This is a genomic window from Arthrobacter sp. P1_D12, assembly GCF_056406175.1.
In genome coordinates this window covers 124,774-139,723 of record NZ_JBFUAR010000004.1, presented here as the reverse complement: position 1 = coordinate 139,723, position 14,950 = coordinate 124,774, and the positions used below count along the sequence as shown (strand labels likewise).

General features: G+C 66.6%; 14 protein-coding genes. 9 read left to right on the top strand and 5 right to left on the bottom strand.

Annotated features, from left to right (window positions below; genetic code table 11):
* Window positions 1-5: 5 nt before the first annotated feature.
* Together AC1DZV_RS04220 and AC1DZV_RS04215 are read left to right on the top strand one after the other, a co-directional pair.
* Window positions 6-179: a hypothetical protein gene (locus AC1DZV_RS04220; protein ID WP_476951477.1), complete on the top strand. Its 174-nt coding sequence runs from the start codon at window positions 6-8 to the stop codon at window positions 177-179.
* Window positions 176-2,074 carry a hypothetical protein gene (locus AC1DZV_RS04215; RefSeq protein WP_476953031.1) on the top strand — a complete coding sequence of 633 codons (1,899 nt, stop codon included), beginning with the start codon at window positions 176-178 and terminating at the stop codon, window positions 2,072-2,074. Before AC1DZV_RS04220 ends, AC1DZV_RS04215 begins: the two co-directional genes overlap by 4 nt.
* 171 nt (window positions 2,075-2,245) lie before the next feature.
* Here AC1DZV_RS04215 and AC1DZV_RS04210 read toward each other — a convergent pair whose 3' ends face one another.
* Window positions 2,246-3,919: an ABC-F family ATP-binding cassette domain-containing protein gene (locus tag AC1DZV_RS04210; protein WP_476953030.1), complete on the bottom strand. Its 1,674-nt coding sequence runs from the start codon at window positions 3,917-3,919 to the stop codon at window positions 2,246-2,248.
* 186 nt (window positions 3,920-4,105) lie between these two features.
* On the opposite strand from AC1DZV_RS04210, the gene AC1DZV_RS04205 reads away from it, so the two are divergent.
* The 5 genes from AC1DZV_RS04205 (at window position 4,106) to AC1DZV_RS04185 (ending at window position 8,476) form a co-directional block, all read left to right on the top strand.
* Window positions 4,106-4,867, top strand: a complete 762-nt coding sequence (locus tag AC1DZV_RS04205; RefSeq protein ID WP_459385540.1) for a CPBP family intramembrane glutamic endopeptidase — start codon at window positions 4,106-4,108, stop codon at window positions 4,865-4,867.
* Between the two features lie 69 nt (window positions 4,868-4,936).
* Complete coding sequence (locus AC1DZV_RS04200; RefSeq protein WP_476951474.1) at window positions 4,937-5,377, top strand: VOC family protein; 441 nt, start codon at window positions 4,937-4,939, stop codon at window positions 5,375-5,377.
* A gap of 21 nt (window positions 5,378-5,398) precedes the next feature.
* Window positions 5,399-6,352, top strand: a complete 954-nt coding sequence (locus AC1DZV_RS04195) for a 1,4-dihydroxy-2-naphthoyl-CoA synthase (protein WP_476951473.1) — start codon at window positions 5,399-5,401, stop codon at window positions 6,350-6,352.
* A gap of 23 nt (window positions 6,353-6,375) precedes the next feature.
* Complete coding sequence (locus AC1DZV_RS04190; RefSeq protein ID WP_476953068.1) at window positions 6,376-7,521, top strand: AMP-binding protein; 1,146 nt, start codon at window positions 6,376-6,378, stop codon at window positions 7,519-7,521.
* A 73-nt stretch (window positions 7,522-7,594) separates the two neighbouring features.
* A complete protein-coding gene (locus tag AC1DZV_RS04185; protein WP_476953029.1) occupies window positions 7,595-8,476 on the top strand; it encodes a 1,4-dihydroxy-2-naphthoate polyprenyltransferase in 882 nt (293 codons plus the stop codon).
* 72 nt (window positions 8,477-8,548) lie between these two features.
* On the opposite strand, the gene AC1DZV_RS04180 is transcribed toward AC1DZV_RS04185, so the two are convergent.
* Complete coding sequence (locus AC1DZV_RS04180; protein WP_018775060.1) at window positions 8,549-8,872, bottom strand: DUF4229 domain-containing protein; 324 nt, start codon at window positions 8,870-8,872, stop codon at window positions 8,549-8,551.
* 129 nt (window positions 8,873-9,001) lie between these two features.
* Here AC1DZV_RS04180 and AC1DZV_RS04175 point away from each other — a divergent pair, with 129 nt between their 5' ends.
* Window positions 9,002-9,430 carry a PLD nuclease N-terminal domain-containing protein gene (locus AC1DZV_RS04175; protein ID WP_476951471.1) on the top strand — a complete coding sequence of 143 codons (429 nt, stop codon included), beginning with the start codon at window positions 9,002-9,004 and terminating at the stop codon, window positions 9,428-9,430.
* Between the two features lie 160 nt (window positions 9,431-9,590).
* The gene (locus AC1DZV_RS04170; protein ID WP_476953028.1) at window positions 9,591-11,174 is read left to right on the top strand and encodes an alkaline phosphatase D family protein; all 1,584 of its coding nucleotides are present in this window, start codon (window positions 9,591-9,593) and stop codon (window positions 11,172-11,174) included.
* A gap of 109 nt (window positions 11,175-11,283) precedes the next feature.
* On the opposite strand, the gene ccsB is transcribed toward AC1DZV_RS04170, so the two are convergent.
* From ccsB to AC1DZV_RS04155, 3 genes are read right to left on the bottom strand one after another with little or no spacing between them, the layout of a single operon-like run.
* Window positions 11,284-12,402 (bottom strand): c-type cytochrome biogenesis protein CcsB, encoded by a 1,119-nt coding sequence (gene ccsB, locus AC1DZV_RS04165; RefSeq protein WP_476953027.1) that lies wholly within the window; start codon window positions 12,400-12,402, stop codon window positions 11,284-11,286.
* On the bottom strand, window positions 12,402-14,189 hold the full coding sequence (gene resB / locus AC1DZV_RS04160; RefSeq protein ID WP_476953026.1) for a cytochrome c biogenesis protein ResB: 1,788 nt from the start codon (window positions 14,187-14,189) through the stop codon (window positions 12,402-12,404). The genes ccsB and resB overlap by 1 nt, the downstream gene beginning before the upstream one ends.
* Window positions 14,189-14,944: a cytochrome c biogenesis CcdA family protein gene (locus AC1DZV_RS04155; RefSeq protein WP_243182122.1), complete on the bottom strand. Its 756-nt coding sequence runs from the start codon at window positions 14,942-14,944 to the stop codon at window positions 14,189-14,191. The genes resB and AC1DZV_RS04155 overlap by 1 nt, the downstream gene beginning before the upstream one ends.
* Window positions 14,945-14,950: the final 6 nt, after the last annotated feature.

Below are 14,950 nucleotides of genomic sequence, written 5' to 3'. Positions count from 1 at the left end.
ACAGAGTGTTCACTGTGGCCATCGCGGTGACCGTTGGCCCCACGGTGGCAGGGCACACACTCATCACCCAAGTCGTTCCAGCCGGCCAGTCAGCCGCCATTGCTGCCGCGAACTTCGCCAAAACCAAGGACAGCGACGGGACCTGCACGCCGGTCGTTTCCGTAGAGGATGCCCCATGAAAAAGCAGCTTTTTCTCTTCACGGCGGTGATCTTCGGACTTATTGCCGGGCCGCTGGCAGTCGGTCCGGCCTTCGCTGAGGACGCGCCGGTTGCAGCGCTGGAAACGGGCCCGACCGCCACGCCGACCGGAACGCCGTTGCCGACCCGGTCCGCCTCGGCAGCCACCGCTCCGGCTCTAAATGGAACTGCGACTCCCACTGCGACGGCGAAACCCACCGCGGAGCAGACGCTTCCCCTTCTCGAACCGAAGCCGACCCCGACCCCAACCTCGACCCCGACAAAAGAGCCGACGTCTCCGTCCGTCGTCGTCAAGCAACCCATCGAGACGAAGTGGACTGCGCTAAAGGGCGCCGCCGGCACCCTCGGCGCGCCGACCGGCAACCAGGTGTGCTCACTCGGCGTCTGCAGCCAGACGTTCGACGGCGGATCCATTTTCTGGACTTCTGCGACGGGGGCGCACCCCGTCCTGCGGACCGAGGGACACACCGGCCCCCGCTGGCATGCGAAGGGCGGCCTGGCGTTGTTCGGCTATCCCGTTACGGATGAGACTCCGGCTTCTGGCCGAACCATCCAGAAGTTTTCCACTGGCCGCGTACTGGCCTGGACAGGCACGCGGATGCTGGAGCTCTCGGCCTCAAGCGGCATCGGTAGCCGTTGGGTCGCCGCCGGCGGCGAGGCCGTACTGGGCCTTCCCATAACCGCCGAGGCCTGCGGGCTGAGGGCATCAGGGTGCTTTCAACAGTTCGACAAAGGATACATCTACTGGGCGCCGGGAATCGGCGGCCATGTCGTCTGGGGTGGCATCCTGGGTCGTTGGAAGGCGGGCGGGGCACAGAACAGCCTGCTGGGCTACCCGCTCACCGAGGAAGCCTGTGGTTTGACGGCGGGGGGCTGTGTGCAGCACTTCCAAGGTGGCAGCATCTTCTGGTCGCCCACGACAGGCGCACACGAGACCCTCGGCGCTATCGGCAACCGCTATTCAGCCGCCGGAACGTCACGAAGCATGCTGGGGTACCCGCTCACAGGCGAGATCTGCGGACAACCCGGCCGTGGCTGCGTGCAGCGATTCCAAGGCGGAAGTATTTACTGGTCGCCCACCACGGGTGCGTGGATTTCCGGCAGGGGAATCGACAGCAAGTTCGTCTCAGCCGGCGGCCCAGGCGGCTCGCTGGGGTATCCCATCGCGAGCGAGCGCTGTGTTTCCGACGCCTGTGCGCAGTCCTACCAGCGCGGGGATATCACTTGGGCCAAGTCCGGTGCCCGGCTTTACGGGATGTCCGAATGCCATAAGCTCAACAACGGCCAGGCCAAGTACCCCACTTACGGAGCGAACCGCGTCCTCCTCACTTGGACACAGGACTACGGCATGTCCCATGCGACCAACCTGTATTGCAAGAACGTCGCCGGAGCCTATGTGCCGGACTGGCGGACTGACGGTTACGTCGGCAAATCGGGGTTCAAGCGGCCGGGCGTGCCATCCGGCCCCACCCGGAACCTGTACTCCCCCACGGGGTCGTTTTCCGTCACGGAAGCCTTCGGTCTGGGCAACCCGGGAACGAAGCTTTCCTACCGCACGCTGAACCCCCGTTCGCGATGGGGCGGCAACCCTTGGACGCCCACGTACAACAAGTATCACGAGTCGTCCTCCTGGGTCGGCTGGGACGAGAACATGTGGTGGTTCGCCAGCGGGGGCTACTACCGCCAGGGCGCGGTCATCAACTACAACCGGCCCAACATCGTCCAGGACGCGGGCTTCGCCATTTTCCTGCACATGAACAAGGTGCCGACAGCCGGTTGCATCTCACTAGATGACTGGGCAGTGGTTGACTACCTCCGCAAGTCCACCCCGGGCGACCGGATCCTCATGGGGACCTACGGGGCACTGTTCCGTTAGCTCCAGAACACTGGAGCTTGAAGCTAACGCCCGGCGCCCTCGGCCCGGGCGTTAGCCATTTCCAGGGCTCGCCGCGACATGGACGGGGACACTATGCCTCATTAGTCACGCCAAACTTCTGAAGGGCCGAACAATGTTTCATTTGGCTCGCGCCAATCCCGGCGTATCGCTCTACTCTGTCAGGGCGCCGTCCCGCATCGCGTACCGGAGCCAGTTCCCGGCGCCGTTTCCGTGCCCGGTTTCCTGCCTGGCTCCATGGCCCGTTCCTCGCCGGGCGCAGGTGCTGAACCACTCACCCAGCGCGCGGTCGTGGCTGACCATGACCAGTGTCCCTGAGAACTCGGACAGGGCCGCTTCAAGCTGTTCCACCAGCACGGGCGCCAGGTGGTTGGTGGGCTCGTCCACCAGCATCGTCCCGAAACCGCCCAGCAGCAGCCGGGCCAGCGCCAGCCTGCGTTGCTGCCCCGCGGAAAGACTGCCCACCGGCACGTGGAATTCGCTGGTCCGGAAGAGCCCCAGGCGCAGCAGCGCCTCGGCGTGCTCATCGATATTGCCGCCCAGGCCCGCGGCAAAGGCCGGCAGGAGCCGCAGTCCCGGGCGCTGCGGGAGTTCCAACTCCTGCTGCAGGTAGCCGATCCGGCCGTGCCTCACCACTTTGCCCTGGGCCGGTTCCAGTGTGCCGGCGAGGACGGACAGCAGCGTGGACTTCCCGGCACCGTTGGGGCCCGTAATGAGGATTTTCTGGCCGGCTTCCACCCGGAAGTCCGTGGGTTCCAGCCGGCCGGGCACCGCGACCCCCTTCGCCTCGAGCGCCGGGCCATCTTCCACGTCCGCCCGCAGGTCCGTTGCCAGTTTCAGGGGCACCGGGGGACGGTCAATGGGGTTTGCCTCCAGCCGGCGCAGACGCTCCTGGGCGTTGCGGACCTTGCTGGTGGCCGCCTTCTGCCACGTGCCGGCCTTGAAGTCGAACCCCATCTTGTCGCCGTCGCGCTGGCGGGCGTAGCCCATCTTGCCGGCAACCGTGTCCGCCTGGAGCCGTTCGGCCGCCATCGCGTCCAGCCACCCGCGGTACTGCTGTGCCCAGCGCTGGCGCTCGGCAGCCTTCTCCCGCAGGTAGCCTTCATAGCCGTTGCCATACCGGTTGACCGACCGGCGCTCGGCATCGACCTCAATCACGGTTGAGGCCACTTTGCGCAGCAGCACGCGGTCGTGGGAGACCACCACGACCGTGCCGCGGTGCGCGGCCAGCCGCGCCTCCAGCCAGGCCGTGCCGGACGCGTCCAGGTGGTTGGTGGGTTCGTCCAAGAGCAAAATGTCCGCGGGATCGGCGAGAACGCAGGCCAGCGCCACCCGTTCCTGTTCCCCGCCGGAGAGCGAGCCCAGCGTCCGCATCCGGTCCAGCCCGCCCAGGCCGAGCCTGTCCAGCGCCGCTTCCACGCGGGATTCCGCGGCGTAGCCTTCCCGGAGCTGGTACTGCGTCTGCAGGTTTCCGTAGCGCTCCAGTTCGTCCGCTTCCGCGCCGGCCAGCCCGTCCTCCAGGCGGTCCAGCTCGGCCTCCAACGCGCGGAGCGATTCCAGTGCGGCGTCGATCGCGTCGCTGACAGTGAACTGCTCCGGCATGCCATGGGTCTGGGCGAGGTAGCCCACGCGGCCGTGGCTGACGGACGTGCCCTCGTCCGGGGCCTCGAAACCGGCCAGAATCCGCAGCAGTGTGGATTTGCCCGCGCCGTTTTCGCCGACGATCGCCACATGTTCACCGGCCGTGATGGCAACGTCGACGCCGGCAAAGAGCTGGCGGTCCCCATAGCGGTGGGATACGCCCGAAAGGCGGAGATGTTCGCTCAAGGAGTCCTCGCAGTCGGTGCCAGCCTGCCCGACGGCGGCTTGCGTCCTCAGTATGGCACCGCCGGCCGTCACTCGGGCACTGAGGCCCTGGGCACTGAGGCGGGTGCCGCCGTCGGGCGTCAGGTCTGCGATGGCGCCGGGGATCAGCTGGACCGCGTCCTCCTGCCTCGACGCTAGGCTGGGGGCATGGGCACAGCTCTCCGTACACCACCCGCGCCGCAGCCGGAGCTTTACCGGTTCTCCCGGCTGGATTTCATCACTGTTGGACTCTATGTTGCCGTGGCCGGTCTATTCGCCGTGGCGGGCAGCCTGCTGGAGCCGCTGCTGCTGCAAATATCGCCCAATCCTGCGGTGGCGTCCTACGCGGTGAACCTGATCTTCTACGCAACGGTCGGCGCCCTTGCCCTGACCGCGGCGCGGCATGTTGCGGTCCGCGATCTCCGCGTCCTTGCCACAAGGCCCTGGTTCACGGCCCTCATGGTGCCGCTGACCGTCGTGGCGATGCTCATCCTCACCGCGGTTCTCGTGGCCCTCAGCGGACCGGTGCAGACCTCCGCCAACCAGGCCGGCCTCCAGGCGCTCATGCAGCAGGTCCCGGTCTGGCTCATGGTCCCCCTCCTGGTGTTGGTCGGCCCGTTCGTCGAGGAGTACATTTTCCGCCATTTGCTGATCGGCAAACTGAGCCGCCGGGTCAACCTCTGGGTCTGCTGCATCATGTCCGTGGTCCTCTTCGCGGCCCTGCACATCGTGGGCCAGGAGCAAATGACCCTGCAGGTGCTGATGCCGTACCTCGCCATGGGCGCCGTCCTGGTGTTCGTGTACGTCTGGACCGGGAAGAACGTCATGTTCTCCTACTTCGTCCACGCCTCCAAGAACCTCCTGGCGGTCATCTTCATCTACGCCATTCCGCCCGAGGTGCTTGAACAGCTGCAGCAAGTGCAGGGGTAACCGAAGCAAGGCGGCGGCGCACGGGGTGGGACACTACCGCCGCAGGCCGCGACGTCGTAGGTTCTTCCCATGACACTGAAAATCCAGATAGTCGTCGACTGCAAAAACCCGCACGAGCTCGCCGACTGGTGGGCCGAAACCCTGGAATGGGCCGTGGAGCCGCAGGATGAGGTTTTCATCCACTCCATGATCGAGCAGGGCTTCGCGACGGAGGCGGAGACCACCACACACCGGGGCAATCTCGTGTGGCGCGAGGGCGCCGCGATCCGCCCACCCGAGGAACTCGACGCCAAAGCGCCCGCTCACCGCGTTTTGTTCCAGATTGTTCCGGAGGAAAAGACGGTCAAGAACCGGGTCCATTGGGACGTGCGGCTCGCGGGAGGGGACAAGGACGCCGTACGGGCGGCACTTGAAGCGCGCGGCGCCACGTTCCTCTGGACCGCCAACCAGGGACCGCATTCCTGGCACACCATGGCGGACCCGGAAGGCAACGAGTTCTGCATCAGCTGACGCGATTACTAGACTCGGACTGTGAGCAACGAAATCCCCGCCAAGGTATCCGACATCTTTGACCCCTCCCGGTGGCGCACCGTGTCCGGTTTCGACGACTTCCAGGACATGACCTACCACCGGCAGGTGGAGCGCTCCGCCGACGGGAAGGTGGTCCGGGACCTGCCCACCGTCCGCATCGCCTTCGACCGTCCCGAGGTCCGCAATGCCTTCCGGCCCGGCACCGTGGACGAACTCTACCGCGCCATGGACCACGCCCGGATGACCCCGGACGTGGCCACAGTCCTGCTCACCGGCAACGGCCCCTCCCCCAAGGACGGCGGCCACTCGTTCTGCTCGGGCGGGGACCAGAGGATCCGCGGCCGCGACGGGTACCGGTACGCACAGGGCGAAACGACGGAATCCATCGATCCCGCCCGTGCCGGCCGGCTGCACATCCTGGAAGTCCAGCGGCTCATGCGCACCATGCCCAAGGTGGTCATCGCCGTCGTCAACGGCTGGGCAGCCGGCGGCGGGCACTCCCTCCACGTGGTCTCGGACCTCACCATCGCTTCCCGGGAGCACGGCAAGTTCAAGCAGACGGACGCCACCGTGGGAAGCTTCGACGCCGGCTACGGTTCGGCCCTCCTGGCCCGCCAGATCGGCCAGAAGTCCGCCCGGGAAATCTTCTTCCTGGCCCGCGAATATTCGGCCGAGGACATGGTCCGGATGGGCGCCGTGAACGAGGCCGTGGACCATGGACGCCTTGAGGAGGTCGCCCTGGAGTACGCCGCTGACATTGCCCGGCAGTCCCCGCAGGCCATCCGCATGCTCAAGTTCGCGTTCAACCTGGCCGACGACGGCCTGGCCGGCCAGCAGGTCTTCGCCGGCGAGGCGACCCGACTGGCGTACATGACGGACGAGGCCGTGGAGGGCAAGGAAGCCTTCCTCGAGAAGCGCGATCCCGACTGGTCCGCATTCCCGTACTACTTCTAAGGCGCGCTGTGACTTCCGGAGCCATGAACATCGAGCCTGCGCTCAAGGCGCTGGCTGCTGCCCTCCACGGCGAGGGACCCGCCGTCGAACTCTCCGCCGGGCCGGACGGCTCGCCGGTGCTGGGATTCCCCGACACGGCCGGCATCGAGGACGCGGCCGTCGTGGTCCGGACCTCCGGGTCCACCGGCACGCCGAAGGCGACCGTCCTGACCGTCGATGCCCTGGCGGCCTCGTCTGTGGCGACCGCCTTTGCGCTCAAGGGCGAGGGCCAATGGCTGCTGGCCCTTCCCGTCCAGTATGTGGCCGGCGTCCAGGTGCTGGTCCGCTCGCTCTTTGCCGGGACCCGCCCGTGGGTCATGGACCTGTCCGGCGGTTTTACGCCGGAGGCCTTCACCGCCGCGGCGCTGGAGCTCACGGACAAGCTCCGCTTCACCTCGCTGGTGCCCACCCAGCTCCAGCGGCTGCTGGACGCACCCTCCGCCGAGACGCTGGCGGTGCTGCGGCGCTTCAACGCCATCCTGCTCGGCGGCGGACCCGCGTCCGCGGAGCTGCTCGACGCCGCCAGGGACGCCGGCGTGCGGGTGGTGACCACCTACGGCTCGTCCGAGACCTGCGGCGGGTGCGTGTACGACGGCTTCCCGCTCGAGGACGTCCTGGTCCGGGTGGAGGACGACGGCCGCATCCTGCTGGGCGGGGCAACCATTGCCGCCGGCTATCTTCAGGCCCAAGAGCTCTCGGCAGCGGCGTTCATCGAAGCCGACGGCGTCCGCTGGTACCGGACCAATGACCTCGGTGAACTGGACGCCGACGGCCGGCTCACCGTGCTCGGCCGGGCCGACGACGTCGTCATCACCGGCGGCGTCAAAGTTTCCGCCGCCCATGTCCAGGCTGAGCTGGAAAAGCTCGACGGCGTGCGGGCGGCTTTTGTCGCCGGTGTGCCGTCCGCAGAGTGGGGCCACGCCCTGGCCGCGTATGTCGCAGTGGCCGACAGTTCCCCGGAAGGGCTGGCGGCGTTCGCCGACCGCCGGAACCAGACCTGGGCACCGTCGCTGGGCGCACTGGCCCCGAAAACAGTGTTGCCCGCCGGGGAATTGCTCATGCTGCCCAACGGGAAACCGGACCGGCTGGGCATGACGGTCCTGCTGGACGCCCTCCATCAGGGAAAATAGACAAGCGCTTCCGGCTTCCGGCCGGCAACTCAAACCACCAACGAGCATTCAACCAACCAACGAGGTACTGACCGTGGCCACAGCCGCACAATGGATCCAAGGCGCCCGACTGCGCACCCTGCCGGCCGCAATCGCGCCGGTGCTGATCGGCAGCGCAGCCGCCTACGAGATGGATTCGTTCATCCTGCTGAACGCCGTGCTGGCCGCCCTGGTCGCCATGCTCCTTCAGATCGGCGTCAACTACGCCAACGACTACTCAGACGGGATCCGGGGCACGGATGAGGACCGGGTGGGTCCGCTCCGGCTGGTGGGCTCGGGCGCGGCCAACCCGGAGCACGTCAAACGGGCCGCTTTCGCGGCGTTCGGGCTGGCGATGCTGTTCGGCCTGATCCTCGTGATCATCACGCAGGCCTGGTGGCTGATCCTGGTCGGCGTCGGCTGCGTGCTGGCCGCCTGGGGCTATACCGGCGGCAAGAACCCGTATGGCTACCTCGGCCTGGGTGACGTCTTCGTGTTTGTGTTCTTCGGCCTCGTCGCAACGCTGGGTACCACGTACACGCAGGCGGGGCAGCTGAGCCTTGCCGCGATCATCGGGGCGATCGGCACCGGGCTGATCGCGTGCGCCCTGCTGATGGCCAACAACGTCCGCGACATCCCGACCGACAGGAAGGCGGGGAAGAAGACCCTGGCCGTGCGGCTAGGGGACAAGCATGCGCGCGAAAGCTATGTGCTGATGCTGGCCGTCGCGATCCTGCTGGTCATCGTCCTGGCCCCCGCCCGGCCCTGGATGCTGATCGTGCTCCTGCTGATCCCCGCCAGCCTCATGCCGTCCTGGCTGATGATCGCCGGGCGGCGCCGCAAGAGCCTTATCCCAGTCCTGAAGCAGACCGGACTAATCAACCTCGGCTTCGCCGCGCTGTTTTCACTCGGGCTCGTCCTTAGCCACGGCTTCTAAGCCGGGGCTGCCCGGGACCAGCCTGGGGCTCTAAGCCGCGGCTTCCCGGGGCTGCAGGGGACCAACCCGGGCTCAGGCCCCCGGTTGCCGGGAATCTTTGGGGCGGTTGTCCGTGCGGACGGCAATGTCGGGGTTCTCGTCCACGAGGCGGTCTTCGGCCTCGGCGTCGGCCACTTCGCCTGCGCTGCGCATCGGCTTGGCCTTGCCCGAGAACCGGTGGTGGAGCGTCGCAGTGGCCGCGTCGCGTTGCTTCTGGAAGAACAGGAAGCTGACGGCGAAGGACATCATTCCGGCGCACAGGGCGGCCAGGAGCACCCCCAGCTGCAGGTAGAGAAAGAGCGCAAACAAGGGCGCAAACAGCGCCAGTCGAATAAGGGTGTATTTGAGGAAGGCCACGCCTCAAGTTTAGCCGCCAGGACGGCGCGCTGCTTCGGTCATCCCGCTCCCCTCGTCCGCGGTCCCGGCAGCCAGCACCCGGGCATAGTGACCGGCGCCGTCGAGGCGCCCGACGGCTAGACTGAAGATATGCTCCGTGTAGTGGTTCCGATCGTCATACTGGCCGTGTTTGTCTATGGACTGGTGGACCTCATCCGCACTGACGCGCGGCTGACCAGGGGCATCTCCAAGACCGCCTGGATCTTCGTGCAGGTCCTTCTCCCCGTGGTCGGCGCCACCCTGTGGTTTCTCATGGGACGCCCCCGCGTCACGGACACCGCGCCGGTCGCCTACAGCCACCCGGTAGCGCCCGATGACGACCCCGAGTTCCTGCGCAACCTTGAGATCCGCCACCGCAACCAGGCCGAGGCCGACAGGCTCAAGAAGCTCAAGGAAGAACTCGACGCCAAGGACCGCAAGCACGACGCCGGCAACGCGGAAGCCGGCGGCAGCGAAGGCGCCGGCGGTGCCCACGAACCCGGCGACGCCGGAACGCCCGGCACCGACGAGGTCAAGTAGCCCCAGCTCAAGTAGGTGCGTTGACCGTTCCACTATTCCTGCCACCTCCATGGTGGATACCGACGAAGTGCCCGGTGCCAAGCGCGAATCCGGAGCTTAGAATGTCTAGATCGTCGGCCGACGCATCTGAGCTCGGAAGTGGTGGAAATGCGTTTGAACCATGGATAACATTTCGCGCAGGGCACTGCTTACCGCCGGCTTGGGTGCCGGCATTCTCGTTTCGTTGCCCGGGGCCGCTGCGCCGGGCATCTCGACCGCGCAGGATGCCGGACTCCGGAGCGACCCGTTCACGCTCGGCGTCGCCTCAGGCGAACCCTGGCCGGATGGCTTCGTGCTCTGGACCCGCTTGGCGCTGGACCCGCTCACCGAGGACGGCCTCGGCGGGATGCCGTCCCGAAGCATCCCGGTAGCCTGGGAGGTAGGCGAGGACGCCGCGCTGGGCAAAGTGGTGGCCCGGGGCCTTGAATACGCCCATGAAGAGAACGCCCATTCCGTACATGTGGAATTGCGGGGACTCCAGCCGGGACGCGAGTACTTTTACCGGTTCCGCTGCGGACGCCATGTCAGTCCCACTGCCCGGACGCTTACGAGCCCCGCACCACATGAGACTCCGGCGGCGCTCGCCATGGCCTTCGCCAGCTGCGCGAAGTATGAGCAAGGCTACTTCACGGCATACGCGCGCCTTGCCCAAGACCACCCTGACCTGGTGCTGCACCTTGGCGACTACGTGTACGAACGCCGCAGCGGCACCGATGTCCGCGAAGTCGCCCGCAACCGCGACGTACTGGAGACGGTAACGCTTGAGGGCTACCGCCAGCGCCATGCTCAGTACAAGTCCGACGCCGATCTGCAGGCTGCGCATGCGATCGCACCGTGGCTGGTGGTCTGGGACGACCACGAAGTCGACAACAACTATGCGGATGACGTTCCCGAGGACAGGAGTCCGGCCGAGATGAACGATACCGCTGCGCGCTTCCGTGTGCGCCGTGCCGCGGCGTTCAAGGCCTACTACGAGAACATGCCGCTCCGCGCGTCCTCTGTGCCGGCTGGAGCGGACATGAAGATATATCGCACGATCCCTTGGGGCCAGCTGGCCAATTTCCATATGATGGACACCCGCCAGTATCGGAATGCCCAGGTCTCCGGCGGCTGGGGCAAGAATCTTTCCGGGCGGCTGGACAAGAACCGCACTATCACCGGCACCCGGCAGGAGAACTGGCTCCTGGAAGGATTCAAGAACTCCACCCAGCGCTGGGACATCCTGGGTCAACAAGTCTTCTTCGCCGAACGGGACCGCAATAAGGCCGCCGGTATTGACGACGTCTCCATGGACAGCTGGGACGGCTACGCGGCATCGCGCCGGCGTATCACCCAAGGCTGGGTGGATGCCAAGGTGCGTAACGCCGTCGTCCTCACAGGGGACGTGCACCGGCACTGGGCCAACGAACTGAAGATCGACTATAAGGACCCTGACTCGCCGGTGGTGGGCTCAGAACTGGTCAGCACGTCCATTACCTCCGGGGGCAACGGTTCGGCTGCTACGGTCGATCCCATCATGGCGTGGAACCCGCATTTGAAGTTCTTCAACAACCAGCGCGGCTACGTGAATACACGGATCACCAAGGACTCCCTCCGGGCGGATTTCCGGGTACTGGACTTCGTCAGCAGGCCGGGGTCCCCGGTCAGCACCAAGGCCTCGTTCCAAATCAACGACGCCGTTCCGGGCCTTGACCCCCGCGCTTAGGCGCGGCAAGACGCACCTCTCCCCCGGCCGGCCCAACCGCCCGCCTTGGACACGAATGGCCGCCAAACCCAGAGGCTTGGCGGCCATTCCGTTCGCGAATCGCTGCGGCTTACAGTCCCGAGTAGGAATGCAGGCCGTTGAAAAACTGGTTCACGATCGTGAAGTTGAAGACCACGCACAGGTAGCCGACGATCGACAGCCAGGCGGCTCGGGTTCCGGTCCAGCCGCGGGTGGCGCGGGCGTGCAGGTATCCGGCGTAGACCACCCAGATCACGAACGTCCAGACTTCCTTCGTGTCCCAGCCCCAGAACCGGCCCCAGGCTTTCTCCGCCCAGATGGCGCCGAACATGAGGGTAAACGTCCAGCCGACGAACGCGATCGCGTTGATGCGGTAGGACAGGTTCTCCAGGCTCAGCGCGTTCGGGACCAGGCGCATGAACCCGAGCTTGTCGGCTCCGCCGGCGGCGATGGTCTTCTGCCGGTGCGACTGCACGAGCTGCAGCGCGGACATCGCGAAGGTCAGGGTGAACAGGGCCGAGGACATTACCGCGATGGAAACGTGGATGATCAGCCAGTAGCTCTGCAGCGCCGGCACGAGGTGGCCCACGGGGGTCCAGAAGGCGATGGAGGCGGCAACCAGCATGATGATGGCCAGGCCGATCACGAACGTGCCCAGGAAGCGCAGGTCGCGGCGGATCAGCACCAGCAGGAAGACGGCCACGGCCACGAACGCGCCCGTGGTGAGAAATTCGTACATGTTGCCCCACGGCACCCGGCCGGCACCGAGCGCGCGCGTGATCACGCCGGCCGCATGAATCGCGGCGCCGAGGACGGTCAGCGCGACGGCAACGCGGGCGGGGGCACGCCGCTCGCCGTCGTAGCGCATGCTGCCGTCGGCGGTCTGGCCCGCGCCTGCGGCGGTGCCGGGGCGGGAGGTGGCCGACGTCGGACGCTCGGCACGGCCTGCCGGGCCGCTGACGTCCGCATCGGAGCGGGCGACGTCAGCTCCGGCGGCCCCCGCCCCGACGCCGACGGGAACGCGGGCGGCATTGGCCTCGGCCGCCGCACCGGAGAGCTCCGCGGCCTTGAGGTCCACCGCGCGCAGCGTCTTGCTGCTCTTGGCCAGGTCCCAGGCGAAGGCGATGAACGCCACCGTGTACGTGCCGGCGGCCAGCAGCATGAACAGCTCGCTGTACTGGCCCATGGTTTCGTTGATCGAGAACGGCATTACTGATCCTTCTTCGACTCGGAAGAGCCGGCTGTTGACTGGATGAAGTCTTCTGCGGGTTGTTCAGGAGCGGCGTGCGTGCCGCTGGCACCTGTGCTGCCTGTTGCCGTGCTGGCCTTATCCGCCCGGTCATTATCCGCTGTTGCGCTGGGAGCGGGCTGGGAGCCGGTCGCGGTCTCATCGCCCAACAGCCAATCGTCGGAAAGGAGTTTGCGGATTGCTGCGGCCTCCCCGGCCAGGCGGTGGTCCTCACCGCGGGCCAGGAGACCGTACTCAACCATGGTGCGGCCGTCCTCGTGGGTGCCGGTGCGGACCCAGACGCGGCGGCGGTTCACATAGAGCGAGGTCACGAGCCCGGCCACGGCCAGGAGCGCGAAGATCAGGGCGTACAGCTGGCCCGGGTTGTGGTGGATGTCCACGCCGATGTAGCGCTTGACTCCGTCGAAGCTGATGGAACCCTTCCCGTTCGGCAGCGTGTAGCTGCTCCCGGGCGCCAGGACGATGCCCTTGGTGTCCAGGTTGCGGGCGTTGAGCGGCGTCAGTTTCTTGACGTCGAGCTCAAAGACGTTCTGCGGGGAGCCCGCGTCCAGTCCGAGGTCGCCGAAGTAGGAGTTCAGGGTCAGCTGCGGGTTGATGAGCTCCGGATCGCCGCTGAAGGACACACCCTTGTCGGTGACAAACGCCGTCGGCAGGAAGAACCCGGCGAAGGCGAGCTGTTCGGGTTTGGCGTCCGGAACCTTGATCACCACGGAGGAGTAGTAGTTCTCGCCCTGGAGCTTGGCCACCACGGGTCCCTGCATGGCAACATTGCCCGCGCCGTCGCGAATCGTGACGACGGGAGCGTAGCCGTTGCCGGTGAGGTACACGCTGGTGCCGCCGAGGCTGAGGGGGTCGTTGACCTTGAGCACCTCCTTCTTGGCGGGTGCGTCCGGGTTTTCCTTCGTGGTCACGGCGGCGGTGAAGTCGATGGGCTGACCGAACTTGCCTTTCGATTCACGGTCGAAGGTGATGTCGAACTTGTCCAGCTGGACCGAATAGGGCTGCAGCTGGCTGCTCTGGAAATTGGTGCCGGGGGTGAACTGGTCGTAGCCGACGAGGGTGTTGACGAACGTGTCGCCCTCCACCAGGATGCGCTGCCCGCTGTAGCCGAAGAGGCCGCCGGCCGCCACCGAAACCAGCACCCCGATCAGCGCGGTGTGAAAGACGAGGTTGCCGACTTCCTTCAGGAAACCGCGCTCGGCACCCAAGGACGGGCGGGCGCCGTCGCGGTCCCGCACGTCGACGCGGTAGCCGCGCTTTTTCAGCAGCTCGGCGGCGTCGGTGATGGCGGCCGACGCCGGGATCCCGGCATCGGCCGGAATCACCAGGGTGCCGTATTCGGGGAGCCTGGACAGGCGGGCGGGGGTGCGCGGGGGCTGGGAGCGCATCGCTTTGTAGTGCGCGATGGCGCGCGGGATCACGCAGCCAATCAGCGAGACGAACAGCAGGATGTAGATCGCGGAAAACCAGGCAGAGGAGTAGACGTCGTAGAGCTGCACCGAGTCCAGGATCGAGCCGTAGTCCGGGTGGTCCTTGATGTACTGCGTGACAATCGCCGGGTTGGCCGGGCGCTGCGGAAACAGCGAGCCGGGCACGGCGGCGACGGCCAGCAGCAAGAGCAGGAACAGGGCTGTGCGCATGCTTGTCAGCTGCGTCCACGCCCACCGGAGCATGCCCAACGGACCCAGCGTGGGCAGGACGGCCTCGGGCTTCGGGGACTTCTTCTTTTCGTTCACGCGCTCGCTCATCAGATTGGCAAATTCACATCGGTTTGGAACCAGTACTGCAACCCGGAGACCCAGGTGCCCCACACACCGCTCGCCATCAGGATCCCAAGCAGGATCAGGATGCCTCCGCCGGTGCGCTGGATGGCGAGCCGGTGGTTGCGGAAGAAGGACATCACGCCAATGCCGCGGCGCACGGCCAGGGCGATCAGCAGGAACGGGATTCCCAGCCCAAGGCTGTAGACGAACGCCAGGAACGCCCCCTTGGCCGCCGAGGAGCCGCCGGAGAGGCTAAGCAGCTGGACGGCCGAATACGTCGGACCGATGCACGGTGCCCAGCCCAGCCCGAAGGTGATGCCCAGCAAGGGCGCACCCCACAGACCGGCCGGGGGTTTGGCATGGATCTTGGCATCGCGCTGGAGCCAGCCGAAGCCGCCCATGAACACCACGCCCATGACGATCACCAGGACGCCCAGCAGCTGGGTGATCCACATGTTCTGCGAGCCCGTGATGAAGCTGCCCAGCTGCCCGAAGGCGCCGCCGAGCAGCACGAAGATCACGGAGAAACCGAGGACGAACAGCCCGATGCCGGCCAGCATGCGCCCGCGCTTTTGCTTCTGCAGGTCGACGCCGGTCAGCCCCGTCACGTAGCCCAGGTATCCGGGCACCAGCGGGAGGACGCAGGGCGAGAGGAAGGAGACCAGTCCGGCCAGCAGCGCGACGGGAATGGCAAGCAGCAGCGATCCGTTCAGGATGGCTTCGGCGAAGGGGCTGTTCACGGTGGG

Excerpts from the sequence above, each read along its gene's own strand:
- AC1DZV_RS04215 (WP_476953031.1), top strand. The coding sequence starts at position 176 with ATGAAAAAGCAGCTTTTTCTCTTCACGGCGGTGATCTTCGGACTTATT.
- AC1DZV_RS04205 (WP_459385540.1), top strand. The coding sequence starts at position 4,106 with ATGGGCACAGCTCTCCGTACACCACCCGCGCCGCAGCCGGAGCTTTAC.
- AC1DZV_RS04200 (WP_476951474.1), top strand. The coding sequence starts at position 4,937 with ATGACACTGAAAATCCAGATAGTCGTCGACTGCAAAAACCCGCACGAG.
- AC1DZV_RS04190 (WP_476953068.1), top strand. The coding sequence starts at position 6,376 with ATGAACATCGAGCCTGCGCTCAAGGCGCTGGCTGCTGCCCTCCACGGC.
- AC1DZV_RS04175 (WP_476951471.1), top strand. The coding sequence starts at position 9,002 with ATGCTCCGTGTAGTGGTTCCGATCGTCATACTGGCCGTGTTTGTCTAT.
- AC1DZV_RS04170 (WP_476953028.1), top strand. The coding sequence starts at position 9,591 with ATGGATAACATTTCGCGCAGGGCACTGCTTACCGCCGGCTTGGGTGCC.
- ccsB (WP_476953027.1), bottom strand. The coding sequence starts at position 12,402 with ATGCCGTTCTCGATCAACGAAACCATGGGCCAGTACAGCGAGCTGTTC.
- resB (WP_476953026.1), bottom strand. The coding sequence starts at position 14,189 with ATGAGCGAGCGCGTGAACGAAAAGAAGAAGTCCCCGAAGCCCGAGGCC.